The sequence below is a fragment of the Agriterribacter humi genome (genome assembly GCF_009192765.1).
In the GTDB taxonomy this organism is placed as follows: domain Bacteria; phylum Bacteroidota; class Bacteroidia; order Chitinophagales; family Chitinophagaceae; genus Agriterribacter; species Agriterribacter humi.
On record NZ_VOHQ01000008.1, the window covers coordinates 124,859 to 150,763 of the forward strand.

Annotated in this window: 24 protein-coding genes and 1 tRNA gene; 14 read left to right on the plus strand and 11 right to left on the minus strand. The window is 41.0% G+C overall.

What is annotated here, in order from left to right; all coding sequences use genetic code 11:
* Positions 1 to 171: 171 nt before the first annotated feature.
* The 4 genes from FRX45_RS14610 to FRX45_RS14625 all read right to left on the minus strand — a co-directional run bounded on the left by FRX45_RS14610 (position 172) and on the right by FRX45_RS14625 (position 5,193).
* The gene (locus FRX45_RS14610) at positions 172 to 1,026 is read right to left on the minus strand and encodes an alpha/beta hydrolase (RefSeq protein ID WP_152269185.1); all 855 of its coding nucleotides are present in this window, start codon (positions 1,024 to 1,026) and stop codon (positions 172 to 174) included.
* Between the two features lie 89 nt (positions 1,027 to 1,115).
* Positions 1,116 to 2,330 (minus strand): ADP-forming succinate--CoA ligase subunit beta, encoded by a 1,215-nt coding sequence (gene sucC / locus FRX45_RS14615; RefSeq protein WP_152269186.1) that lies wholly within the window; start codon positions 2,328 to 2,330, stop codon positions 1,116 to 1,118.
* Between the two features lie 779 nt (positions 2,331 to 3,109).
* Positions 3,110 to 3,943: an MBL fold metallo-hydrolase gene (locus tag FRX45_RS14620; RefSeq protein ID WP_152269187.1), complete on the minus strand. Its 834-nt coding sequence runs from the start codon at positions 3,941 to 3,943 to the stop codon at positions 3,110 to 3,112.
* A gap of 281 nt (positions 3,944 to 4,224) precedes the next feature.
* A complete protein-coding gene (locus tag FRX45_RS14625) occupies positions 4,225 to 5,193 on the minus strand; it encodes a c-type cytochrome (RefSeq protein WP_152269188.1) in 969 nt (322 codons plus the stop codon).
* A 352-nt stretch (positions 5,194 to 5,545) separates the two neighbouring features.
* Here FRX45_RS14625 and FRX45_RS14630 point away from each other — a divergent pair, with 352 nt between their 5' ends.
* The gene (locus FRX45_RS14630) at positions 5,546 to 6,184 is read left to right on the plus strand and encodes a superoxide dismutase family protein (RefSeq protein ID WP_226805396.1); all 639 of its coding nucleotides are present in this window, start codon (positions 5,546 to 5,548) and stop codon (positions 6,182 to 6,184) included.
* Between the two features lie 124 nt (positions 6,185 to 6,308).
* Here the strand turns inward: FRX45_RS14630 and FRX45_RS14635 are convergent, their stop codons facing one another.
* The 5 genes from FRX45_RS14635 to FRX45_RS14655 all read right to left on the minus strand — a co-directional run bounded on the left by FRX45_RS14635 (position 6,309) and on the right by FRX45_RS14655 (position 12,297).
* Positions 6,309 to 7,664 carry a glycoside hydrolase family 140 protein gene (locus tag FRX45_RS14635; RefSeq protein ID WP_152269189.1) on the minus strand — a complete coding sequence of 452 codons (1,356 nt, stop codon included), beginning with the start codon at positions 7,662 to 7,664 and terminating at the stop codon, positions 6,309 to 6,311.
* Between the two features lie 121 nt (positions 7,665 to 7,785).
* Positions 7,786 to 9,093, minus strand: coding sequence for an ABC transporter permease (locus FRX45_RS14640; protein ID WP_193311710.1), 1,308 nt, complete (start codon positions 9,091 to 9,093; stop codon positions 7,786 to 7,788).
* Between the two features lie 40 nt (positions 9,094 to 9,133).
* Positions 9,134 to 10,078 carry an ABC transporter ATP-binding protein gene (locus FRX45_RS14645; RefSeq protein WP_152269191.1) on the minus strand — a complete coding sequence of 315 codons (945 nt, stop codon included), beginning with the start codon at positions 10,076 to 10,078 and terminating at the stop codon, positions 9,134 to 9,136.
* Positions 10,079 to 10,279: 201 nt separating this feature from the next.
* Complete coding sequence (locus FRX45_RS14650) at positions 10,280 to 11,863, minus strand: NAD(P)/FAD-dependent oxidoreductase (protein WP_152269192.1); 1,584 nt, start codon at positions 11,861 to 11,863, stop codon at positions 10,280 to 10,282.
* 53 nt (positions 11,864 to 11,916) lie between these two features.
* On the minus strand, positions 11,917 to 12,297 hold the full coding sequence (locus FRX45_RS14655; protein ID WP_152269193.1) for a DUF3127 domain-containing protein: 381 nt from the start codon (positions 12,295 to 12,297) through the stop codon (positions 11,917 to 11,919).
* 117 nt (positions 12,298 to 12,414) lie between these two features.
* Between FRX45_RS14655 and FRX45_RS14660 the strand changes: the two genes are divergently transcribed.
* The 9 genes from FRX45_RS14660 (at position 12,415) to FRX45_RS14700 (ending at position 22,405) form a co-directional block, all read left to right on the plus strand.
* Entirely contained in the window at positions 12,415 to 13,158 is a 744-nt protein-coding gene (locus tag FRX45_RS14660) for a 5'-nucleotidase C-terminal domain-containing protein (RefSeq protein ID WP_152269194.1), read from the plus strand.
* Positions 13,148 to 14,083: a bifunctional metallophosphatase/5'-nucleotidase gene (locus tag FRX45_RS14665; protein WP_152269195.1), complete on the plus strand. Its 936-nt coding sequence runs from the start codon at positions 13,148 to 13,150 to the stop codon at positions 14,081 to 14,083. The genes FRX45_RS14660 and FRX45_RS14665 overlap by 11 nt, the downstream gene beginning before the upstream one ends.
* A gap of 138 nt (positions 14,084 to 14,221) precedes the next feature.
* The gene (dnaA, locus tag FRX45_RS14670; protein ID WP_152269196.1) at positions 14,222 to 15,655 is read left to right on the plus strand and encodes a chromosomal replication initiator protein DnaA; all 1,434 of its coding nucleotides are present in this window, start codon (positions 14,222 to 14,224) and stop codon (positions 15,653 to 15,655) included.
* Between the two features lie 76 nt (positions 15,656 to 15,731).
* On the plus strand, positions 15,732 to 16,007 hold the full coding sequence (locus FRX45_RS14675; RefSeq protein ID WP_152269197.1) for an acylphosphatase: 276 nt from the start codon (positions 15,732 to 15,734) through the stop codon (positions 16,005 to 16,007).
* Positions 16,008 to 16,058: 51 nt separating this feature from the next.
* A tRNA-Ser gene (locus tag FRX45_RS14680) sits at positions 16,059 to 16,147 on the plus strand.
* A 439-nt stretch (positions 16,148 to 16,586) separates the two neighbouring features.
* A complete protein-coding gene (locus tag FRX45_RS14685) occupies positions 16,587 to 17,768 on the plus strand; it encodes a thiolase family protein (RefSeq protein WP_152269198.1) in 1,182 nt (393 codons plus the stop codon).
* Between the two features lie 361 nt (positions 17,769 to 18,129).
* Positions 18,130 to 19,509, plus strand: coding sequence for an efflux RND transporter periplasmic adaptor subunit (locus tag FRX45_RS14690; RefSeq protein ID WP_152269199.1), 1,380 nt, complete (start codon positions 18,130 to 18,132; stop codon positions 19,507 to 19,509).
* A gap of 25 nt (positions 19,510 to 19,534) precedes the next feature.
* The gene (locus FRX45_RS14695; protein ID WP_152269200.1) at positions 19,535 to 20,887 is read left to right on the plus strand and encodes an ABC transporter permease; all 1,353 of its coding nucleotides are present in this window, start codon (positions 19,535 to 19,537) and stop codon (positions 20,885 to 20,887) included.
* Between the two features lie 60 nt (positions 20,888 to 20,947).
* The gene (locus FRX45_RS14700; protein ID WP_152269201.1) at positions 20,948 to 22,405 is read left to right on the plus strand and encodes a TolC family protein; all 1,458 of its coding nucleotides are present in this window, start codon (positions 20,948 to 20,950) and stop codon (positions 22,403 to 22,405) included.
* A gap of 71 nt (positions 22,406 to 22,476) precedes the next feature.
* Here FRX45_RS14700 and FRX45_RS14705 read toward each other — a convergent pair whose 3' ends face one another.
* Entirely contained in the window at positions 22,477 to 22,824 is a 348-nt protein-coding gene (locus FRX45_RS14705) for a single-stranded DNA-binding protein (RefSeq protein ID WP_152269202.1), read from the minus strand.
* 284 nt (positions 22,825 to 23,108) lie between these two features.
* On the opposite strand from FRX45_RS14705, the gene FRX45_RS14710 reads away from it, so the two are divergent.
* The 4 genes from FRX45_RS14710 (at position 23,109) to FRX45_RS14725 (ending at position 25,137) form a co-directional block, all read left to right on the plus strand.
* Positions 23,109 to 23,495 carry a hypothetical protein gene (locus FRX45_RS14710; RefSeq protein WP_152269203.1) on the plus strand — a complete coding sequence of 129 codons (387 nt, stop codon included), beginning with the start codon at positions 23,109 to 23,111 and terminating at the stop codon, positions 23,493 to 23,495.
* A gap of 3 nt (positions 23,496 to 23,498) precedes the next feature.
* Positions 23,499 to 24,392 carry an SAM hydrolase/SAM-dependent halogenase family protein gene (locus FRX45_RS14715; RefSeq protein ID WP_152269204.1) on the plus strand — a complete coding sequence of 298 codons (894 nt, stop codon included), beginning with the start codon at positions 23,499 to 23,501 and terminating at the stop codon, positions 24,390 to 24,392.
* Between the two features lie 62 nt (positions 24,393 to 24,454).
* Entirely contained in the window at positions 24,455 to 24,718 is a 264-nt protein-coding gene (locus FRX45_RS14720) for a DUF6364 family protein (RefSeq protein WP_152269205.1), read from the plus strand.
* The gene (locus FRX45_RS14725; protein ID WP_152269206.1) at positions 24,718 to 25,137 is read left to right on the plus strand and encodes a type II toxin-antitoxin system VapC family toxin; all 420 of its coding nucleotides are present in this window, start codon (positions 24,718 to 24,720) and stop codon (positions 25,135 to 25,137) included. Before FRX45_RS14720 ends, FRX45_RS14725 begins: the two co-directional genes overlap by 1 nt.
* A gap of 110 nt (positions 25,138 to 25,247) precedes the next feature.
* Here the strand turns inward: FRX45_RS14725 and aat are convergent, their stop codons facing one another.
* Entirely contained in the window at positions 25,248 to 25,901 is a 654-nt protein-coding gene (gene aat, locus FRX45_RS14730; RefSeq protein WP_152269207.1) for a leucyl/phenylalanyl-tRNA--protein transferase, read from the minus strand.
* Between the last annotated feature and the right edge of the window lie 4 nt (positions 25,902 to 25,905).

The window sequence follows — 25,905 nt, forward strand, 5'->3', positions numbered from 1 at the left end:
TTAGTCAATAAAAGCAATTATTCCGGTAAAAAACAGGGATTTACAAGGTCGTAAGTGTAAAACCCGCAAAGCTGTAATGTATTCCTCTTATCCTATTTTACAAACTTGCACAGACTATATTTGAAACCCATAATCCAAACTCAAAAATGGAAATGCGATTAAATTTTTCACCTATCTTCCAAATGCCCGGCATAAAAAATCGGGAAAGGCTTGCTGCCAGGCTTTGCTATTATTGGTAGCTCCTTTGCTATAAACCATATCGCCTTCAGTAATAAAGCTCTTATCTTCCAAAAGCTGTATAACAGCATATGTAGCAGCTGCAATATGTTCCGCATCATCTTTTGCAATATCTGTAACGCCACTGGCGCCTGCATAAAACCAGTATTGGAGGCGGGGTCGCTTTCTAGAATTTTTCAACTTTTCGTACATCATTCCCTGAGCAAGAGAGTCTAACGCGGGATTATCTTTTTCCTTTCTCGAAAAAGAACCGGAAAATACAGCCACACTGCTGACCTTGTCGGGGTGGTTCCATGCTATATCCAGCGCTGATAATCCTCCGGCGCCAAAGCCGGCAATGGCCACAGATCTAAATTTTCTTACCCCTGCCTTTTTCTTTGCATAAGGATACAGCTCATTATTGAAGAAGCTGTCGTAATGATCAGCTTTTCCGCCCGCAACTGCTTTGCCCGATTTTTCCGATACGCCATATTCCTCCAAACGGTTGCCCGCATGAACACCCACGATTACCAATGGCAAAAGGAGTTTCTTCCTGTAAAGGCTGTCTGCGATGGCTTTTATATTCAACTGATCAAACAACTGTCCATCGTTACAAACCAGCAGGTTAATCTCCGCATTGTTATCGGGCATGGGTGTACTGATTACCGTTAGCATTACCTTGCGCTGGAGATGCCGGGAATACAATTCATCTTCCTGCTGCTTAACTCCCTTTTTGCAGGCCGGCAGGCAGCAAAGTGTAAGCGCCAGCATGGATGCACCGTATACGTAATGCAATAAACGGGGATTCATTTCTATTCGTTTAAAGAGATGAGGCAGGACATATAAAAAGGTGAAAGTAGTTTAATCCTTCACCTTTTTTTATAATAGCATAACAATCATTAAGCATTCACAGCCTTATTCACCAGTGCAGCAGCTTCACTCAGCAATATAGCAGATTGTACTTTCAAACCGCTTTCTTCAATTAGTTTTTTTGCCTCTTCTGCATTGGTGCCCTGCAAACGTACAATAATAGGAACCCTGATGTCTCCTATTGAATTATAAGCGTCTATAACACCCTGGGCAACCCGGTCACAGCGCACAATACCCCCAAAAATATTAATGAGAATAGCTTTTACTTTAGGATCTTTTAAAATAATGCGGAAACCGGCTTCCACGGTTTGCGCGTTGGCTGTGCCGCCTACATCAAGAAAATTGGCAGGCTCGCCACCACTCAGCTTAATCATATCCATTGTAGCCATGGCCAATCCGGCGCCATTTACCATACAGCCTACATTACCATCTAATTTTATAAAGTTAAGATTGTATTTATTCGCTTCTACTTCCGTAGGATCTTCTTCACTGATATCACGTAAAGCCTCAAGGTCGGTATGACGCATTAAAGCATTATCATCAAGGTTCATTTTGCAGTCTACTGCAATAATTTTTTCATCGCTGGTTTTAAATAATGGATTTATTTCAAGCATCCCGCAATCAAGCTCAACATATGCTTTATATAAATTGGTAACGAATTTAACGCAGTTCTTAAAAGCCTCGCCGCTCAATCCTAAATTGAAAGCAATTTTACGGGCCTGGAAAGGAAGTAAGCCTCCTGAGGGATGAACCCATTCCTTAAATATTCTGTCGGGTGTATCGTGCGCTACCTGTTCAATATCCATTCCGCCTTCTGTGCTGTACATAATTACATTTTCTCCCCTGCTGCGGTCGAGCAGTATAGAAAGATAAAATTCCTTTACGGGGTTTGCCCCGGGATAGTATACATCCTGCGCTATTAATACTTTGCTTACCAATTTACCTGCAGGTCCTGTTTGTATGGTTACCAGGGTGCGTCCAATAATATTCCCTGCAATGGTTTTAATATCTTCTGCACTTTTACCAACGGCTACGCCCCGTTGTTCTGAGCCCTGTATCTTGCCTTTTCCGCGTCCGCCGGCGTGGATCTGTGCTTTAACTACGGCAAAATTGTTTCCATAATGCACTTTCAGTTGTTTGTATGCTTCTTCCGCTTTTTCGGCGGTATCTACGGGTATGCCATCCTGAACGGGAACATTAAATTTTTTCAGCAGCTCTTTAGCCTGGTATTCGTGCAAGTTCATGTGTAAAAATTTCAGCGAAAATAACGCAGAAAGAGGGAATATAAAAATTGAGATAAATGCCAGTCATGTCCGGCGCTCTTTGCTCAAACTAAGTGAGGAGATGAAGATCATATTGCGGAGACTGTTTTGTATATCGGGAAGAGCGATAAAAAAGCAACAGAAAACGGAGAATTTTTTTCAGGTTGTGAAGGGGATCAGTCTGATAAGGTTGTCTCATTTCCTGTTGCTGTTAAGGTTGCAATGATTTAAACGGACGGTTAAAATGCACTGCGGTTTTCATTCAGGTATTGGATTGGCGTTGATCTGGTAGCTTTGGTTTTTTCATGGTATCGGATCGGTGGTTTTCGTGATATTGGATATTAGGTTAGGAATTGGATTTGTTAAGGATCTATTGGATTTGTTACACAAAGAAACATCGTTTAGCCATCCTGGAAAATAGGTCAACCTATTATTGTTTAGTCATTGTTTCACTACAGGGCGGGGAAATTACGATAAAAGCTATTAAGCATTTACCCGTAGCAGCTTGTGCAGTCTGCGTTTTACAATGTATAATGCTGTATAATACAACATTGATCCGAATAACAACGACCGTATTTATGCAGGAATTTTCATTGAATACGGGGAAAAATACGTAATCTATATTGGGAAACCGGAACGACTTTATTATTGAAGCGCATGGTTTTTATTCTAAAAACCTGTTTGGAATTGAGATAAGATAACGAAAAATGTTACTGGTCAGTGCGATAATGAGTAGTTGGAGGAAAAGGATAGTGTGCTGTTTAAAATAATGAAAGCTGGGTATGTGTGGCTGGTCTTGTTTTTTTAATGGGAATGGAATATCCCGCAGCAGGATCAATTCGATAAACCGGCGTTTCGTGGTATCGGGAAGCAACAATAATGGTGGCGCCATTGGCTTCTTTATTGAAAAGCCGTTCAACCAATTCCGGGCTATTATTGTTTTTGGATAAATGCGACAATATCAAATGAGTTAAATGCTTTGCCCTGTGCTGCGTAAATAATTCAAGCGCCTGTGTATTTGATAAATGCCCATTGCCACCGCTGATGCGTTTTTTGAGATAATAGGGGTAGCTCCCTGTTGCAAGCATATTCTCGCAATAATTGGCTTCTAAGAAAACGGAATGGCATTGGCTGAAGTGTTGAATAACATTTGTGCATGAATTGCCAATGTCGGTAAAAACGCCCACTTGCACCCTGCTGTTTGATACCACAAAACTATGCGGATCGCTGGCATCATGACATTTGGGAAAGGCCGTGATCGTTAAATTTCCAATAGTTACCGGCTGCTGCGGGAAAAAATTCTGAACGAGGTGTTCTTCAACAGGAATGGAAGCAGACCGCAAAGTGGTATCCGTGATATATACAGGAAGCTGAAATTTTTTAGACAAGCCTGGTATGCCGGTGATATGATCTGAATGCTCATGCGACACAAAGATCGCTTTAACAAGGCTAATATCCAATCCCAGGCGCTTCATCCTTTTTTCGGTTTCCCTGCACGAAATGCCCGCATCAATCAATACCGCTTCGTTTTCATTGCCTATATAATAGCAGTTGCCGTTGCTGCCCGAATTTAAAGATGTGATGAAAAGCGACATAGCATCACAAAAATAAGGAAGTGAACTGTTGAGACGTTATAATTATTTCCACAACGGTTCATATTAACTACTGTCGTAAAAACAATATTTTGTCTCATTCATACGGGAGAAGAGAAAACTGCCCACCGTCCGCCCGGATGAGCCATTCGTACGGGACAGGCAGACGACAGACGTCAGATTCTCACGTTTCCCGTCTGCCGTTTCCCGCTTAACCTAACACTACTTATATGCATTAGCAAGAGGTTAAAACCGCCGTTTTTTTTTTTTAAATTTTTCAATTGTTACTTTGTCTGCAATTGAAAATGTTCTACCTTATTTTTAATGGGGCTGATCGTTTTTAAGTATGCGTAAACAGCTTTCAGGTCAGCGGTATCCATACCTGCATACATTGACCATGGCATAATAGTGTTTACCCGGTTGACAGCTAGTTGAGCTATATTAGCCGAATCAGTATAGGCTTTGAAGCGGGCTATAAATGCATCTTCCGTCCAGTTGCCGAGTCCTGTTTCTGCATCGGGCGTAATATTAGCCGAGCGTACTGTGCCGTTTGGCATTTGAAATTCCCTGCCCCCGGAGTATGCCAGTTCAGGAATGATCTGTCCTTTTTTAACCTGGGTGTGGCATTCTATACAGGCAGCAATAGTAACAATATAATGGCCATAATTTACAAGGTCTGTTTTTGCAGGACGTTCTAAAGGAACTGCATTCGCAGGAATGGTATTGAGTATAAAATTCATTGGAAAATCTATACTGCGCTGCGGTATATCGCTTTTAATAAGAGGAAGCTGCCGCAGATAGGCGATGATATCGTATACGTCTTCTTTATCCATTTTGCCATAGTGCGAATAGGGCATTACCGGAAACAGCGCGTTCCCGTTTTTATCTACGCCGGTAGTAATTGTGCGGAAAATTTCTCCATCGGTCCATGTGCCAAGGTTTTCGGGTGTAATATTTTTTGAATAAAAGCTTCCCGGAAAACCTACTTCCCTTCCGAAGTACTCTCCTCCCTTCCCGAGGGTGCCCGGTAAAAGCGGACCCGTAAAACGGCTCCAGTCGCGTGTAGAATGGCAATCCATACAAACAGCTACATGATTGGCCAGGTATTCACCGTGTTTAATGCGCTCAGGCGTTACCGTTATTGTGAGGTCGGGCGCAGGCTCCACATTGGGTAGGGCAAATTTTAAATACCCGGCTATACCTGCAATAGCGATGATAACAATAAGAAAAATGATCAAAAAAACTTTTTTCATTGACGTATAAGTTAAAGGTTGAAAAGACGAAATAACGGAGGTAAGCTAATAGTGGGTGCATTCGAACAGGAGATAAAAATAACACATCCGGAATTATTTATATAATTTTTTTAAAAATAAATAAAGCTGCAACAGAATTTTATTTGATACAGGGATACCTGAACAAAAAGCAGCCAGTGGCAAAAAAAATGAAACGCTTTCCTGCTTCCCCGAAATGATGACAAATTTCCCCAATTCGCCGGATATGGTTATAAGAGCATACTTTTTAAAACAAAGACAGATAATCGAAATAAGCGGGTAAGGTTTTTGTAGCTTTGTTGTTACGCTTTTATAACTTAAAAAATTTATAGCTATGAATTTTCGCTTCATTAACCAACGATCATTGTGTATGCTGGCCATTTTACCGGCCGTTGCGCTTGTTTTTTCCTGTAATAATCCAACCAGTACTACAGAAACAACTGAAGATAGCACCAATGTAATGGATTCTGCTACCGGCGCTGCCGACCAGCCCATGAATGATACTGCTACCGTTCCCCTGGTAAAACATGCAGAAGCCGTATTGGCGGGTACGTATGCAGACACTACTGTATCTGGTACGGCAAAGTTTGATGCAGATGACAATGGTAAAGTAAAAATGGAACTGGAAATAACCATTCCTGCTAAAGCGGGGAAAAGCGTGGCCGTTCATATTCATGAACATGGTGATTGCGGCGATAAAGGAGGCATGTCGCATGGACACTGGAATCCCACCAACAAACAACATGGTAAATGGGGAAGCGCCGATTTTCATTCAGGAGATATAGGGAATGTGAAATTAGACAAACAGGGGAAAGGCACACTCACACTTGAAACAGACTTATGGACTTTAGGCGGCGGTCAGGAAAAAAATATTTTAAATAAAGCGCTTATTGTGCATGGTGGTGTTGATGATTACACCTCTCAGCCATCCGGTAATGCCGGTACCAGGATAGGATGCGGTGTTATTAAGTAAACTGTATCGCAACATTGAATTCGTTACTTATTGATACTATTATTGCCACTAACACGGGCGTATGCTTTTGTTGTTAGTGGCAATTTTTGTTATAAGCGTACCCATTGATTGATGGCTTTTTTTTCTACGGAAGCTTATATTGCTTTGCTGCGTCATCTACTATTAACACCCAATCCTGCCCATAGCCGGAAGAAGGGGGTGTGCATTTTTCCTGCCCTTTATTTTTGATTTCACGTGCAGGAGTGGTTTTCCCGTTACGCGGGTTATACCAGGTGGCCTTTAATTTATCGCCCGATATTTTTCCTCCGTTAATAGTAAACGGCCGTCCTGCTGCTGTATAAATAAAAGCATAATCCCTGCCCCTGGTGGCCTGTATCCGGTCGGCAGGTCCATAAGCGTTCTCAACAATGAGCGACTGATCGGGAACCCTCTCTAAAAAAGGCTTGGAAAGCATTAGTTTTTTCAGATGCTGCATTTGCTGAGCCCCGGGCAATTCCATAGCTTCCTGCCAGTATATATGCGGTCCATTTACGGCTTCGCGGTAAGGCGAATAAAATTGCCAGATATCATGGCATCCGTAGGTGTGACCGTGTGCGCCTGCAAACATATCCAAGTATGCATATAACCTGGTATCATAGGCATTGCTTGTTCCCAGTTCTTTTGCATTAAAGCAAACAGGATGATCTTCATACAATGGTTCTCCGTCCATTACCGGTTTTACAGGGGTCATGTTATACACAAACTGGATTTTATCATATACCGGTGCATTGCGGCAATGCCCGTTCTGGAACATATTAAACGACAACCAGTCTTCTTTCATAAACCACTCGGCGCTCCCATGCTGATTAGGCTGGGGGTGAAAAGTTATGAGTGGCTTTTTACCGGGTCCGCAACCTGCTGTAATTCCTTCGGCCATGCTATTCCATATAGCCACATCATTTTCGTTGCGTGGATTACGGTCGCCGCCTGTTATCCATATGATATTCGTTTTATCCTTATACCGCTTTCCCAGCCATTCGCCATATTGTTTGGCGTTTTCCGTGGTAAAAATTTCAGGGCCTTTTCCCCAGGTACTTTTGAATATTTTGTCGCCCCAGGTAGGTAATAAGCCTATTACTATATTGTACTCATTTGCCTTGTCTATGATATAATCCACATGACGGAAATACGCTTCGTTGGGTTTGGTGGGATCGTCGTTTTCCAACGGCAGGTCTCCATAAGCGTTAGGTGTGTGCAACCCGTCAAACTCGGCCAGCACTACAGCTTGTACAACAGTAAAGCCCTGTTCCGATCTGCGTTTTAAATAATAATCCGCCTGTTCGCGGTTTAAGCGGTGAAACAATTCCCACCCGGTATCACCCAAATAAAAAAAGGGAGCATTGTTGCGCAACAGAAAGCGCTTATTATCACTTACTGTAAATTGGGCCGTTGTTACCAGGCACAACAGCAGGCATAAAAGAGAAAGTCCGGATCGTTTCATGGAAGAAATTTATGGGAAGTTTGTCGTTTGCGATTTTTGAGTTTTTATGCAACTCGTTCAACATTCAAACATGTATTTGAGATGAATTTCAAATCAAAAATCAACAAATCAAAAATCTGTCTTATCCCTTTCTCACTAACCATCTCCACATTTCCCTCCACGTAACTTTTTTGCCATAGAGCAGAATACCCGTGCGGTAAATTTTTGCGGTAACCCAGGTAAAAAACAAAAAGGACAATACCAATAAAAGCATGGAAAGCCCTAATTGCCACCACGGAACGCCATAAGTTACCCTACCCATCATTACAATAGGAGAGGTAAGCGGAAATAAGCTTCCAAATACGGCAATACCGCTGTCGGGGTCGTTGATGGCTTTGGTCATGATAACAAAACCCAGGATCAGCGGCATCATTACGGGAAAAACCAATTGCTGGGCTTCCTGCTGATCTTCGCTCACCACGCTGCCAATAGCGGCAAACAAAGCTGCGTATAATAAATAGCCTCCCAGGAAATAAAAAATAAAGCAAAAGAGGATCAGGCCGATGGGGAGCGAATGCAATCCTTCGAGGATGGTAACCAGTTTACCCGAATTTATTTGCTGTGATGCAGCAGCCGTTATTGCCGGATTAGATAATTGGCTGAATACATCCGGGAAAATTAAAGGAATAATGAGCTGCAGCAGCCCCATTACTACAATCCATATAGCAAACTGGGTTAATCCAACCGCGCCTATACCAACTATTTTTCCAAGCATGAGTTGAAAAGGTTTGGCAGAGCTTACTATTACCTCGGCAATGCGATTTGTTTTTTCTTCCATTACGCCACGCATTACCATGGTACCGTATATCAGCAATATCATATAAATAAGAATGCCTGCTATAAATGAAACAGCATATGCAACGCCTGCAATACTTTTCTTTTCTCCTTTACCCGAGTCAATGGCGTTTTCAATTTCAATATCGGCCTTTATGTTTTTATATATCTCCGGATCAATGTTTGCGGCAATTAATCGTTTTCTTTCAATTGCCACGTTGATTTTCCTTTCCAGTGCCGACTTTACAAACAGGTTTACCGCTGACTGGCTATGTACTTTTATTTGTGTATATTCTTCATTTAACCGGGGTATGTACAGAAATAAACTATACCCTTCCTTTTTATATTTGTTTTTAAAAGATTGCTCTGTTTCATTCTGTATAAAGGTATACGTTGATTTATCATTTTTCCCTGCCTCTATTTTACCATTAAACAGGTTGGCTTCATCAAGGATAGCTACTCTTTGTGTATTGCTTTCGCCGCTGATAGAAACTGCTATAATGATGGCATAGAATCCTACAATTACCAAAGGCACAAGGAGGGTGGTGAGTAAAAAAGATTTTCTTTTTACTCTTGTCATATATTCCCTTTCAATAATCAGCCGGATTTTATTCATAAACTTGCAGTATTGTAATATTATTCTGTATCTGTTGGTTTTAAGCTGAGGTGTTAATATTTTGAAATTCTCTGGCCAGCGGGGTTCCTTCCACAAGCCTGATGAAAATATCATTTAAAGATGGAAGGATTTCATTAAAAGATATGATCTCGTAACCCCGTGCAAGTAAATGCTGCAATACATCGTGTGGTTTATATCCCTCATGGATCTTTAATATTAATCCCTGTGCTTTTTCGCCGGTTACTTCAAAAATGGTATTGCCGCTGATGGCGTCAGGCTTTTTTTCAAAACCCACCTGAAAAAGATTCTCCTTAAATTCCTGCTTTACATTTTTTACGGAGCCATCTAATATTTTATGTCCTTTATTAATAAGTATAATATGGTCACAAATCTCTTCCACCTGTTCCATACGATGGGTGCTGAAAATTATGGTACTGCCATTTTTTGCCAGCCTGAATATTTCATCTTTAATTAAATTGGCATTCACAGGGTCCAGTCCGCTGAAAGGTTCATCTAAAATAATAAGCTTCGGTTCGTGGAGTACCGTGGTAACAAACTGTAATTTCTGGCTCATGCCTTTGCTTAAATCCTGTACCTTTTTATTCCACCAGCTTTCCATTTCCATGCGCTGAAACCAGAACCTGATTTTTTCCATGGCTTCAGCTTTGCTTAATCCTTTGAGCCGGGCAAGGTATAGGGCTTGCTCACCAATCTTCATTTTTTTGTATAATCCTCTTTCCTCGGGCATGTAACCAATCCGGATAATATCATTTATGGCGTCAAATTTTTTACCTTCAAAAGTGATTGAACCGCTATCCGGAAAAAAAATTCCTGTGATCATCCTGAGCAAAGTGGTTTTGCCGGCGCCATTAGGACCCAGCATGCCGAATATAGAACCCTGTTCTATATTAAAGCTAACATCATCTACCGCTTTTTGTGTGGCGAAATATTTTTTAAGCTGATGAACTTCTAAAATGTTCTGCATATGTGTATGGGCTGCGCCATGTTAAATTTTGTTACAGAGGTATGAAAAGAAATTAATAAGATGGTAACGAAGGCATAAAGATTCTAAAAAGTTTTGGTACTGCAAAGGAATTTCTGTTGAGGAATTGATGAGCGGAAGTGAGGGCTTATAAGTAAAGGAGAACGGAGAGAAATGAAGCGGTACATGTTTTTGGAGGATATATTATTTGTTTACCATGCATACTATAGCGTTTGCTACTTTTTCGCCATCCATTGCCGCACTAACAATTCCTCCGGCAAAGCCTGCTCCTTCGGCGCAGGGATACAGGTTATGTATTTGCGGATGATTAAGCAACATATTGTCTCTTGGGATACGAACGGGTGATGAAGTGCGGCTTTCCGTGGCAACAACAATGGCTTCGTTGCTGTAATAGCCTTTCATTTTTTTACCAAAAGCAATAAGTCCTTCCTGTAATGTTCGATAGACAAAACCGGGTAAAACATCTGTCAATGATGCGGTTGCCACTCCGGGTAAATAGGAACAGCGCGGAAGGGTAGAAGATCCTTTGTTTTTTGTAAAATCAACCATGCGCTGTGCAGGTGCAACAAATTGCCCGCCACCTGCAACATAAGCTTTCCTTTCTATACTTTCCTGGAAATACATGGCCGCAAGTGCTCCATTTTTTTTAAAATCCTGCACATCTTTCTCTTCTACTGTAACTACTATACCACTGTTGGCATAAGGATTGTTTCGTTTAGATGGGCTCCATCCATTTACCACCAGTTCGCCCGGGTTGGTAGATGCGGGGGCGATAATGCCTCCGGGGCACATACAAAAAGAAAACACCCCGCGTTCATTTGCCTGTGTTACCAGGCTGTATGAGGCAGGCGGAAGATTATCGAAACCAGGTTGGGGGGGAAATATACCCTGAGGTAAATGATATTGGATCTGATCAATGAGTTGCTGCGGATGTTCAATACGTACACCCAATGCAAATGGTTTTAATTCGATACTTATTTTTTTCTGATGCAATAAACTGAATATATCTCTTGCCGAATGTCCTGTGGCTAGTATGAATGCATCTGCTTCAAATACATTTCCGTCAAATGTTTTTACAGCTTTCAGGGTATCACGCTCAATAATAAAATCAACCACTTTTTTTTCAAACAAAACTATACCACCATAATCTTCTATGGTTTTGCGCATGGCGGCAATAATATGAGGAAGTTTATTGGTACCGATATGGGGGTGTGCATCGTATAAAATATTTTCTTCTGCGCCAAAATGAACGAACAGGTTAAGTATCCTGTTGATATCGCCCCGCTTATTACTGCGGGTATATAATTTACCATCGCTGTAAGTGCCTGCCCCGCCTTCTCCAAAGCAATAATTGCTTTCGGGGTTTATAACGCCTTCTTTATTCAATATGGCAAGGTCTCTTCTTCTTGCTCGTACATCTTTGCCTCTTTCCAGTAGAATGGGCCGAATACCTTTTTCTATCAATTGTAAGGCTGCAAATAATCCCGCCGGCCCGGCGCCGATAATGACTGTTTTTTTGGGAGCCCGGCTTACATCCTTAAAATAGAAATCAGGCAGTGTCCTTTGCTGAAAAGGCTCATTAATAAATGCATTAACGGTAAGATTAATCCAGGCCTGCCTGCTTCTGGCATCAATAGATCTTTTGAGAATATGAAATCCTGAAACATGAGCAGATGAAATGCCCGCATGTGCAGCAATATGTTCTTTAATAAAGGCTTCGCCGGCAGCCTGGGAAGGAAGCAGGCGAAGTGCAATTTTTTTTTGCATATGAGAGGTCAGGTGTTTATCCTAAAACTCAGTTTTTATAGTTAGGCACTTGTTTAAAAAGGCAGGTCATCTCCGGCAGCAGAAGACGGGATTTCGCTGGTGCTGTAATCATTTGCAGTGGTAACCGGCTCCTGTTGCTGCAGGTTAATCGTTTCCATTCTCCATGCATCAAGATTAGTTATATAATTCACCTGCCCGTTCTTTTCCCATTTACTTCCTTTTATGTTGAAATATACTTTCACGGTTTCACCAATAGTAAAACGATCGGGCATGCTGGTCTTATCCTGCACACATTGAAATTTGGCATAATTGGTAATCATCCTTCCGCCAATGTCTTCCGTTTTTTCAATCACAAATTCACGGGTTTTAAATGTTGCGGTGCGTTGTACCGTGTCTGATTTGGCAATTAATTTGCCGGTTAGTTCGTAACTCATTGTAAATAATTGAAAGGCAAATGTAGCGGTTATAACTGACTGGTGTTTTTGAAATTTAGTTTTTGTTTTTGCATAAAAAAAATTTACCTTCCAGCAAGCAAGCGAAAAGCTGTACAAATGAAAAGAAATATTTCCGTACCAATATTAACCTTCATTTTTATAGCATCCTGCCAGCTTTCTTACCAGCCACAATCAGTTCAATATGCGGACTATCGCATAAAAAATCCAGGTGAAACGGATACGGGTATTGCAGCGTTCTTAAAACCTTACAGCGATAGTGTGCATAAAAGCATGCATACCGTTATTGCAATGGCAGAAACTGCGTTGCAAAAAAAACAACCTGAAGGCACCCTGGGTAATTTTTTGGCAGATGCTTTATTTGAAATGGCTGCTGAAAAATTCAATGTTCATATAGATGCGGCTTTTTTAAATCCGGGAGGGATACGAATGGCATATATTGCAAAAGGACCTGTATCGGTTGGTAATATATATGAAGTAATGCCCTTTGACAACCTGGTGGCATTGCAACAACTTAAAGGAAATGTATTACAGGAGTTCCTTGACCTTACGGCTGCAAAGGGAGGATGGCCGGTGGCGGGACTGACAATGAAAATAAACAACAATAAAGCTACAGATATAGTAATAGGAGGAAGGCCTTTAAATGCGAATGCGTATTACAATATTGTTAATTCAGATTATATAGTTAATGGTGGCGATAATTGTGATATGCTGAAAGCTATTCCCGCAACAATAACCGGTTACCTGGTAAGAGACGCTTTTATTGATTATTTCAGCAACTGGAATAAACAGAAAAAAAAAATTACTGCAAAAATTGAAAGCCGCGTAAGCTATGCTCAATAGAAGAAATTTTTTAAAACAGTCTGCCTTCATTGCCGGGGGAACGCTGGCATCATCAGGCTATGCATTGGCTGGTGATACGGAATCTTTGCAAAGGCTTACTATTTTACATACCAACGATGTGCACAGCAGGTTAGAACCTTTTCCAATGGATGGAAGCAGGAATGCGGGACTTGGAGGCGTGGCAGCCCGTGCAGCAATAATAAGTTCCGTAAGAAGGCAGGAAGAGCATGTATTATTATTGGATGCGGGTGATATTTTCCAGGGCACACCTTATTTTAATTTTTATAAAGGTGAACCTGAAATAAAAGCCATGAGCAAAATGAATTATGATGCCGCTACTATGGGTAATCATGATTTTGATGCTGGAATGGAAAATTTTGCCACGCAATTGCAGCATGCCAGTTTTCCCATATTGCTCTGCAATTACGATTTTAAAAACACGCCGATGGAACACCACTCCATTCCGTACAAAATTTTTAAAATGGGAAGCCTTAAAATTGGTGTTACAGGCGTTGGCATTGCAATGAAGGGGTTGGTGCCGGATGCATTGTACGGCAGCACCCAATATCTTGATCCTGTTGAGAATGCAAATGCTACTGCTGCGTATTTAAAAAAGAAGCAAGGCTGCGATATGGTTGTTTGTTTATCACATTTAGGATACAGGTACAATGAACGCAACAGAATGAGCGATGAAATTTTAGCAAAAGAAACGGAATATATTGACCTCATTATTGGCGGACATACACATACTTTTATGGATAAACCGGCTATCTATAAAAATAAATCAGGAGGAGATGTTGTTGTTAACCAGGTGGGTTGGGCAGGTATAGTATTGGGCAGGCTTGACTTTGTTTTCGAGAAGAATAAAAGTAAAAATTTGGCAAACACTCACACTGTTGTTATTGGGGAAAAATCAAGTGAATAAAAAATTTTTTTTTCAACAGGAAATGTTGATATTCGCCGCCCTGCCCTACTTTTTTTGATGAGTTATACACATCAAAAAAAATGGAAAACTTTTCAGATGTAATATTCTTAATTCAATATATAAACTGCTTCACGGATAATGGATAAAACGCATGATAAAGTATGGCTCAATTGTCTTGGCATTATAAAAGATATTGTAGAGTGGCAGCATTTTAAAACCTGGTTTGAACCCATAAAGCCAGTTGGGTTGAAAGATAAAGTTTTAACGATACAGGTTCCCAGCCAATTTTTTTATGAATATTTAGAAGAGCATTATGTAAATTTATTGGCAAAGACTTTGAAGAGAGAATTAGGAAAAGAAGCAAGACTGGAATATCGTATAATGGTGGATAGCGGTAACGACAAAAATAAGCCGCTCACGATGGATGTTCCGGGACATGGTTTTAAAACGTATTCCAATAATGAAATGGACTTTCCTTTAGTCATAAATAATCCGGTAAAAAATCCATTTGTAATTCCGGGATTGAAAAAGATGCAAATTGATTCGCAGCTCAATCCCATATATTCATTTGATTCTTTTATCGAAGGCGATTGTAACCGCGTAGCCCGGCGGGCAGGTAAAACTGTTGCCGAAAAACCAGGCTCTACTTCATTTAATCCGCTGGTGGTATATGGAGGCGTTGGATTAGGAAAAACGCACCTGGCACAGGCCATAGGTAATGAAGTAAAACGCATTCATTCGCACAAAGTGGTGTTATATGTAAGTTCTGAAAAATTCATTAACCAGTTCCAGGATCATAGCCGTAATAACGCTATCAATGATTTCATTCATTTTTACCAGATGATTGATGTTTTGATTGTGGATGATGTGCAATTTTTTAACCGCGCCGAAAAATCGCAGGATGCGCTTTTTGCTATTTTTAATCATTTGCATCAAAGTGGTAAGCAGCTTATTCTTACTTCCGATAAATCGCCCAAAGACCTGGAAGGTGTACAGGAAAGATTACTCAGCCGGTTTCGCTGGGGACTAAGCGCTGATATGCAGTTGCCCGATTATGAAACAAGGATGGACATCCTGGAAAAGAAGATGAAGAATGACGGATTGGATATGCCGAAGGAGGTTGTAAAGTATATTGCCTACAATATTCAAAGCAATGTAAGAGAGCTGGAAGGGGCTTTAATTTCTCTTTTGGCACAGTCTTCGCTCAACAAAAGGGAAATAGACCTTGAATTGGCAAAAAAAGTGTTGCGAAATTTTGTAAAAACATCTTCAAAGGAGATCACGATCGAAACCATTCAAAAAATGGTTTGCGATTATTTTAATCTTCCGTATGAGCGGCTTCTGCAAAAAACCCGTAAGAGGGAAATCGTGCAGGCGCGGCAGATCACTATGTACCTTGCCAAGCAGTTTACAAAAAATTCTTTAAAAACAATAGGTGAACATTTTGGAGGAAGGGATCACACCACTGTTATTCACTCCTGCCAAACCGTAAAGGATCTTATGGATACCGATGGGTTGTTCAGGGAAAGCGTAGTGGAACTGCAACAGAAAGTACAATTAGCGGCCATGTAAAAAATATTCAAAAATCAATAATAACCCCGTGAATAACTCCGGGGTTTTTTATTTTAGTAAATTAAAGCCGGATAGTATGATCATAAACAGGATTGTGATTATAACAGGAAAAGTGCAGGGTGTTTTTTTCAGGGGAAGCACACGCGAAATGGCAGAACGATCAGGTGTTAAAGGTGAAGTAAAGAATATGCCGGATGGCTCTGTACAGTTAATAGCAGAAGGCGATGAAGAGGCTGTGGGTGCTTTAATTGCCTGGTGCCATTATGGGCCGCCACGGGCAGAGGTAAAAGAAGTAATGATAAAAGAAGGAATAATAAAAGGCTATAAAGATTTTAGTGTAATACGGTTTTAATATTTGGGTTTTTTGATGATTCACCCTATTTTTGCCGTCCTTTCAGCGAAAGGTGAGGTGGATGAGTGGCTGAAATCAGTAGTTTGCTAAACTGCCGTACGGGTAACTCTGTACCGCGGGTTCGAATCCCGCCCTCACCGCAAATCAAACAAAGCCCCCATGAGGGGGCATTTTTGTTTTCAGGAGCGTTCAAAGCTTGCTTTGTAAGCGGATGAAAATAAAAATGAAAAGCGTATAGCGCCGGCTTTGTTTGATTTAAGCCCGCCCGCCGCAGGCGTAAGGGATAATGTGAATAATCCCGTCCTCACCGCAAGAGTCTAAAGGTTGACAATGAAGTCAGCCTTTTTTCTTTTAAAGCAGCCTCCGGGTTTTTCATCCGTTTTATTTTGATACAAAACAGGCATGTTATTTTTATTATTGCTGTTATTAATGTTGAATCATCACCAAAACCAATTTATTTTATACTTCATCTTTTGCTTTTTGCCGTAATATCCGGTACACGTAATGCATTGTGCGGCACACCATCTTAATAACAATAAGGTACTTTAGCTATCTTTGACATTTAAATTCAATAGTTATATGAAAGAAGTTGTCATTATCTCCGCAGTGCGTACCCCTATTGGCAGTTTCGGCGGTTCATTAAAAGATATATCAGCTACAAAATTAGGCGCTGCTGCTATAAAAGGCGCTTTGCAAAAAGCGGGCATTCGACCCGAACAGGTACAGGATGTGTTGATGGGCTGTGTGTTGCAGGCTAACTTAGGACAGGCTCCTGCAAGGCAGTCCGCTAAATTCGCGGGTTTGCCCAATGAAGTAAATTGTACTACCATTAATAAAGTATGCGCCAGTGGCATGAAGGCAATTGCACTGGCTGCTCAAAGTATAGCGCTGGGTGATGCTGATATTGTGGTGGCAGGCGGCATGGAGAGCATGAGCAATGCACCTTTTTATGCAGAGGATATGCGTTGGGGAAATAAATATGGTAATACTGTAATGGTAGATGGTTTGGCTAAAGATGGTTTAACAGATGTATATGATGGCAAGGCCATGGGCAATGCAGCGGAACTGTGTGCAAAGGAATGCGGCATCAGTCGTGAAGAACAGGATGCATTTGCTGTGGAGAGTTACAGGCGCAGCCAGCAGGCCTGGGAAAAAAACAGTTTTGCGGATGAAATAATACCTGTGGAAGTGCCACAGCGAAAAGGGGATCCGGTTTTATTTTCAGAAGATGAAGAACCTTTTAATGTTAAGTTTGATAAGATATCTTCGCTTAATCCCGCTTTTCAGAAAGAAGGAACAGTAACAGCGGCTAATGCAAGCACTTTAAATGATGGTGCAGCCGCGCTGGTATTAATGAGTAAAGAAAAAGCGGAGGAGTTGGGTTTGAAGCCTATTGCCCGGATACTTTCTTATGCAGATGCGGAGCAGGCCCCGGAATGGTTTACCACAACGCCTTCCATTGCTGTGCCTAAAGCGGTGGCTAAGGCAGGATTGAAAATGCAGGACATCAGTTACTGGGAATTGAATGAAGCGTTCAGCGTGGTAGGTATTGAAAATAGCAGAAGAATGGATCTGGACCCTGCAAAAGTAAATGTGCATGGCGGAGCGGTTGCACTTGGCCATCCATTGGGAGCAAGCGGTGCGCGAATTATAGTTACACTCATCAATGTACTCAAACAGAACAATGCAAAATATGGTGCAGCAGGTATTTGTAATGGTGGAGGTGGTGCCAGCGCTATGGTAATTGAAAATGTGAAGTAGAAGGAACGAAGCACCAAGAAACCAAAAAACAAGAACCAAATCTGTCTGCCGGGACGGATAAATCTCAAATCCGAAGTTGGATCCCGTACGTACGGAACGAAATTCGAAGGAGGCTGTCAGCAATCAGCTTTGAGCTCTAAGCAATACAAGTAAGAAGTAGTATTCATCCTCGTTAGTAGTTCTCAGCTGATACCTAATTGCTGACACCTGATACCTAATTGCAAAATAATTTTATGGAATTTTAATTTTCCTGCATCTTGTCAGGAGTTCTTTTTGTTTTATTTAACACCCAATTGATGGTATAAATAAACTAAATTTATAGTTTTATTATACCTAATACTCTAATAAGCGAAATCTTCATATGACCATTAAACGAATCCTAATTGCAACGGGTATACTATTAATAGTATCGGCCACAGCTTACGCAGTTTTCTTCCGTGATACAAAAATAAATAATGATATACTGGTTGAAGTAAAGAAAAATGATTTTGAAGTGAATATTCTCACTACCGGAGAGTTGCGCTCCAAAAGCATGACCAGGATATCTGCGCCCACAAAGCTTCAGCAGTTGGGCATTTACCAGATCAAAATTGCGGATATGGTGCCGGAAGGCACATTGGTGAAAGAAGGAGCCTTTGTTGTATCGCTGGATAATTCGGACGTGCTGACCAAGATAAAAGACCAGCAGCTAAATATAGACAAAAAGAATGCTGAAATAAAACAGGCTTCGCTTGATACGATGATGGAATTGAGAACGCTTCGTGATGAAATAGTAAACCTTGGATTTGACCTTGAGCAAAAGGTACTTGAAAAGGAGCAATCGCGGTATGAAGCTCCCGCTGAAATAAAAAGGGTACAATTAGAATACGAAAAGGCCCAAAGGACTCTCAGGCAAAAGAAGGATAATTATACGACCAAACAAATTCAAACCCAAACCAAAATGCAGATACTGGGTTCGGACCTTCAGCAGTTGACAAACTATATGGAAGGACTTACCGGGATTTTAAGCCAGCTTACTATAAATGCACCTAAAAGCGGGATGCTGGTGTATGATAAAAACTGGAACGGACAAAAGAAAGCTGTAGGCACCTTAGTTGAATTGTGGAATCCTACACTGGCAACATTGCCGGATCTTACACAAATGGAGGCGCTTACTTATGTAAATGAAGTGGATATACAAAAGGTAAAAGTGGGGCAAGCGGTTGAGATTGGATTAGATGCCGCCGCGGATAAAAAATTAAAGGGAATTGTAAAAAGCGTTGCCAATATAGGCGAAGAAAAGCCCAACAGTGATGCGAAGGTTTTTGAGGTGCTCATTGATGTGCTTACCAAGGATCCTATTTTAAAACCTGCTATGACGGTAAGTTGTAAAATTGCAACAGAGAAATATAAGGATGCGCTGCAGGTCCCACTGGAAACGATATACAATGATGCGAACGGGAGCTTCATTTTTAAAAGAATGGATGGCGGACTGATAAAACAATATGTAAAAGTATACACGGTTAATGAAAGCAATGCGCTTATTACAAACGGGCTGAAGGAAGGAGACAGGGTCTATCACAGCCTGCCGTCTGATACAACCGGCCTGAAAATGTTTAAGCCGGATTCTACCGCGGAAATAAAACCAAAGCAATTGATTAGTATTGATACTACTGAAGCCAAACGATTGAAAGAACAGGCTGGTAAGGAAAGCAAAACCCAGGGTGGGGGAGACAATGGCGGGATCATTATTGCGAATTGACGTTTCATAAACCACTTCAGCCAGTATGCGATTACAACGAATTATATTCAACTTTGACATTGGTATCCGGGCTTTGTTCCAAAACAGGATGAGGGCCATACTTACTTCCTTAGGTATAATATTTGGTGTAGCCTCTGTTATTGCTATGCTGGCCATTGGTAAAGGAGCGGAAAAAGAAATATTGGAACAGATCAAGCAGGTGGGTTCCAATAATGTAATTATAAAATCAAAAATGGACGATCAGTCCAGAAAAAATGATGATGCTGAATCCTCCGATAATTCAACTGCTTCTAACAGTAATGAAACCCGGGATAAGAAGAATTTTTCTCCCGGATTAAGTATGTCCGATGCAGATGACATTATGCGTAATGTCAGCACTGTGAAATTTGTGAGCCCCGAAATAGAGTTGCAAACACAATTTATGTTTGATGGCTTAAATATGAATGGCAAACTTATTGGGGTTAAGAATTACTATTTTGAAACCACGGGTGCAACACTTTTTGACGGTGGTTTTTTTTCGGATCAGCAAATGGAAAACGCGGAACCCGTTTGTATCATAGGAAGAAACATTAAAACAAAGCTTTTCGCTGGTAAGGACCCTGTTGGTCAATACCTGAAATGTGGTAATAACTGGCTATTAATCATAGGGGTTCTGGGCAATAAGAACGTAGATGCGAAAGATATGGAGAAGCTGTCTGTTCGTAATCTAAACAATGAAGTTTACCTTCCCGTCAATACCATGCTTATCCGCTACAGCAACCGTTCACTGGTAACCACTGAGAAAATAAGGAGAATACGCAACAGGAGAAATCAATCTCCTTCTAACTATAACCAATTGGATAGGATAGTGGTTCACGTTGCCAAAAGTGAAACGATGATGCCAACGGTGGAAATATTATCCCGCCTGCTTTCAAGACGTCACCAGCAGGTAGAGGACTATGAAATTGTGGTGCCCGAACTCTTGCTGAAACAGGAACAAAAGACAAAAGCCCTTTTTAATGTGGTGCTGGCCATTATCGCTTCTATTTCATTAATTGTGGGAGGTATAGGCATTATGAATATCATGCTGGCCTCAGTGCTTGAAAGAACCCGTGAAATAGGGTTACGCCTGGCCCTGGGTGCAACTAAAAGAGACGTTGTTATGCAGTTTCTGGGCGAAGCGGTAAGTATAAGTGTTACAGGAGGTTTAATTGGTGTTATACTGGGCATTACTACCAGTTTGCTGATTAAAAGCGCAACGGGAATACAAACTATTATTTCCCCTGCATCTATCATCATTTCATTTACTATATCCATAGCCGTGGGCTTAATATTTGGTATACTGCCTGCAAAGCGTGCCGCAAAAAGTGATCCTGTGGTATCGTTAAGATCTGATTAAAGCAGTTGAATGTAAGCCTCCTTTTTTAAGCCGATTTCTAAACCATAAAATACTATATACTTGAAACCTGTTTTATACCTTATTGTTGCAGTAATATGCCTGTACCAGCCTGTTACAGCACAAAAGAAAATGACTTTATCATTGCAGGAAGCCATCGGAGTGGCAAGAGGGCAAAGCTTACTTGCTAAACAAATTGAGGCCGATTACAGCAGTTATGTGCACCGGTACAAATCTTTTAAAGCTTCTCTTAAACCGCAGTTAAGCCTGGATGGAACATTGCCATCTTATGACAGATCACTGATTAATATTGTTCAACCGGATGGTTCCTATAAGGTACAATCAGTACGTCGCTCTATATTAGGAAGCAATCTTACTGTAACCCAGAATATTTTTTGGACAGGGGGTAGCATTTTTGTTTCATCGGGCGCTAATCTGTTTACCAATAAAGGTTCTGGGCTCGACCAACGCCAGTGGCAAACGGCTCCTTTCCAGGTAGGGATCAATCAGCCTCTGAGTTTATTTAATACGGTAAAATGGAATTTTGAGCAGGAGAAGCTGCGGATGAAGCAGGCAACAAAGCAACAGATAGAATTATATGAAAATTTATCCGGTCAGATAACCGCCGCGTATTTTGATTTGTATGTATCTAAAATGGTATTGAACAATGCACGTCAGAACGTGCAGATAAATGACACCTTGTATAAAATATCCACGGGTCGTTTTAATGTGGGCCGAATAGCGGAAAATGAACTGCTGCAGGTTGAACTGCAGTTAATGAATGCCCGCAATGCCGTAACCCAGGGAGAGGTGAATGTGCAGGCAAATGCAAAACGACTGGCGAACCTTTTGGGCTTAGACAGCAATACGGAATTTGAACTTGTTCCTGTAACGAACGCGCCGGTATTTGCGGTAGATATGAAACGCGCTGTAGAAGAAGCTAAAAATAACCGGAGCGATATATTGGGTTTCGATTTGCAGGAGAATAGTGCCAGGAGGCAGGTAAGGCAAAGCCAGTCCAACGCTTTTGCCAGTGGAAATATAAGGCTTAGTTATGGGCTAAATCAAACCGCCATGACACTGGCGGGAGCCTATCAAAACCCACTGGATTTTCAGCAGGTGAATATTGGATATTCGTTGCCTTTATTTGGATTTGGAAAAAACAAGCATGATATTGCTGCCAGCAAAGCTAATTTAGAATCTGCACAGGCCCAGATCGCTTTTCAGAAAAAAACATTTGAGCTTGAAATTGAAAACACGGTGAATCAGTTTTTACAGTTGCAGTTGGCATTGATCATATCTGCAAAAAGCGACACGATCGCCCAGAAAAGATATGAAGTGGCCCGCAACAGGTATATGCTGGGCAAGATCAGTATTACCGATCTGGGACTGGCGCAGGAAGCAAAAGATAATGCAATAGTAGATTATGTGCGAATGTTGCAACAATACTGGCAATCTTATTATGACATTCGCCGGGTAACGCTGTATGACTTTGAAAAGAATCTACCAATTAATAATTGAGGGCGCAAATACAATTGCAACATAAAAAAAGCCACTGTTAAAGCGGCCTTTTAAAGTGAATGGAGGAGGGTTCATTTCCCATTGTTCTTACTACCCAGCAGTAATATATCGTTTACCTGCACTTCAGTGGTATATCTTTTAATACCGTCTTTATCTACATAATTACGCGTAACTAATTTTCCTTCAACGGCCACCTGACTGCCTTTGGTCAGGTATTTTTCTATGACTTCCGCGTTTTTGCCCCATGCTACAGCGTTATGCCATTGTGTTTCTTTTACTGTTTCACCTTTTGCGTTGCGGTAACTTTCATTGGTAGCAATTGATACACGTGCCATTTTCTTTCCTGATTCTGTGTTGCGTACATCCGGATTATTGCCTAAGTTGCCAATCAATTGCACTTTGTTTTGTAAAGCGTTCATAATACTAAGTTTTTAATTGTTTTTAAATTCGTATTCCCTTTCTGCGGGTTTTTATGGTTGTCTGGTGAAAGCGCTTCCCTTTTGACCATACAAAGATGCAAATACCGGGAAGCCTTAGCCGGTATATAGTCGTTTAAAACCGATTATAGTCGTTTATAAGCGTTTATAAACGGATAAACAAGAGTGAATTTCTTTCGGAAATATTAGTGTAAAAGTTTAATTTTATTGTGTTCTCCTTAATACGGAGATGAAAAACACTTTACGCTACTTCCAAAATGAAACTTATGACAGACACCCCACAACAGGTTTATTGCCTGTATTGTGGCAAACCGGTTAAAGGCAGGATTGATAAAAAATTCTGTGACGACTGGTGCCGCAACGCTCACAACAATAAGCGCTACAGCCAAACTTCCAATTTTGTTCGTAACGTTAATACTATCCTGCGGAAGAACAGGCGGATATTGGAAACATTAATTCCAAACGGAAAGGAGGTAGCCAAAGCACCTAAGAAAAAACTCGCTCAAAAGGGCTTTAATTTCCAGTTTATCACGCATACTTATACTACTAAAAAAGGATTAACCTATTTTTTTTGTTATGAATATGGGTACCTTTCAATTGAACACGATTATTGCCTGCTGGTGAGTCGTGATAAATACGATGATATATCTTAACCCATGCGATATTTATTATTACCTGTTGTCATCCTGTTTTTTTTAAGCTGCAGCCGAAAGCAATCTCCTGCCATTGTTTTCCAAACCGATTTTGGTGTAAAAGACGGTGCGGTAGCTGAAATGAAAGCAGTAGTTTTTACAACTTCTCCATCCATTCCCATTTTTGATCTTACACATGAAATTCCTCCATATCTTATATGGGAGGCGGCATATCGTTTACAGCAAACTGCACCTTATTGGCCTGAAGGAACCATCTTTGTTTCAGTAGTAGATCCGGGTGTGGGTACTGCACGAAAACCTGTAGTATTGAAAACGCTTACCGGCCATTATTTTGTAAGTCCGGATAATGGCTCTTTGACCTTGGTTGCTCAAAAAATGGGGATAGACCAGGTTCGGCAAATTGATGAAACCCTGAACAGGCGGCCCGGGTCAGCCGCTTCTTACACTTTTCACGGACGGGATATTTTTGCATATACAGCCGCTAAGATGGCCTCCGGGAAAATAAGTTTTGAAGAAGTGGGACCTAAACTTCCGGCAGGCATAATAATGCTTCCTTACCAGCAACCGGTTTATGATAATGGTACAATTAAAGGAAATATTCCCGTGCTTGATCCGCAGTATGGAAATGCATGGACCAATATAGATACTTCTGTTTTCGGCCGTTTACAGGTCAATTTTGGCGACACGCTGAACGTAAAAATCAGGCATAATGATTCCTTAATTTATTCGGGTAATCTTCCCTATTTAAAAGCATTTGGTGAGGTGAGCGAAAAAAATGCTTTGATTTATATGAACAGCCTGATGAACATTGCCCTGGCGCTTAACAGGGGAAATTTTTCTGAAAAATATGCCATTGGGAGCGGATCAGACTGGAGTATTGAATTAAAGAAGAACTAAATTTTTATTAATTTTACATTTATACGTATTAATTTTTTATTTTTGTCGTATAAAAATGTTTTATGGATGCCAAAGTCACTTTAAGTTTTGATGCAAAAATCATTAAGCAGGCAAAAGAATATGCAGAAGGTCAGGGAATAAGCCTTAGCAGGCTTACTGAAATTTTACTTCGCAAGCTCACCAGCGGAGGCTATAGCAATATTGAAGATTTCCCTGTTGATGAGTGGGTGAGCATGGTTTCGGAGGGTGAGGCCGAATATATTACCACACCCAAAAGCAACAAAAAGCTTAAAGCAACATTCTTCGAAAGCAGAAAGAAACAATAATGCGTATTTTTTTAGATGCCAATATTCTCGTTTCTGTTTTAAATAAAGAATATCCCCTGTTTTCTTATTCGGCAAGATTATTAAGCCTTACCAGGTACAGCCAGTTTTCGCTCATCACTTCATCCGTATGTCTTGCCATAGCTTTTTATTTTGCTGAAAAAAAGCATGGTACGTCAGCGGCCCGTAATAAAATAGCGCTTTTACTGGAACATATTGAAGTGGCAGATTGCGGGGGAAAAGAAGCAAAGATGGCTATTCAAAATAAGCAGGCCCATGATTTTGAAGATGCCTTACAATATTATTGTGCGCTGCATGCCGGTTGCGGGCATATAATAACCAATGATCTGAACGATTTTTATTTTGCACAGATCGAAGTTTTGACGCCGGAAGCATTTTTAATGAAATATGTGCCGCGATAATTGCATTCTACAGTGTGGCTTTCACTCCATTCAGCTCATTTATTTTAATTTTCCGGGAAACTTATTGTTCGTATTTGACAATGCTGCAGTTATATTCCATAAGATCATTCTTATTTTGCAGGCAGAAGCTGCTTTAGTTTTTTCATAAATATTTCTCTCGCTATCATTTCTGCCCCCAAACTTTCTAAATGTGCTGTATACACCTGGCAGTCTATTAATTCAATTCCTTCCTGCTGCAATAGCTGCACATACCTGATGAAGGCAAACTTACTTGCATTGCTTTGATGACTGAACATGCTTTCTCCAAAAAATGCCTTGCCCATTCTTATGCCATACAATCCACCCACCAGTTCATCCCCCATCCACGCTTCGGCACTGTGAGCGTATCCTTTTTCATGGAGGAGGCAATAAGCTTGCTCCACTTCGTTTGTTATCCATGTACCCTGCTGATCTTTACGGGAGCTGGTTTTGCAGGCCCGTATAACAGACCCGAAACCGGTATCAATGCTAAAACGAAACGCCTCTTTTTTGATCAGTTGCTGCATGGTTTTGCTGACCTTTAGTTTTTCAGGAAAAAGCACAAACCGCGGGTCGGGGCACCACCATAAAGGCACATTTCCTTCATACCAGGGAAAAATACCACTGCGATAGGCTAAAAGAAGCCTTTCCGTTGATAAATCTCCACCCATAGCCAGCAGTCCATCGGGTTCTGCCAGGTGAACAGGTGGAAAAATAAGCTCCTTTTGTAGTGCAAATAAGGCCATTGTT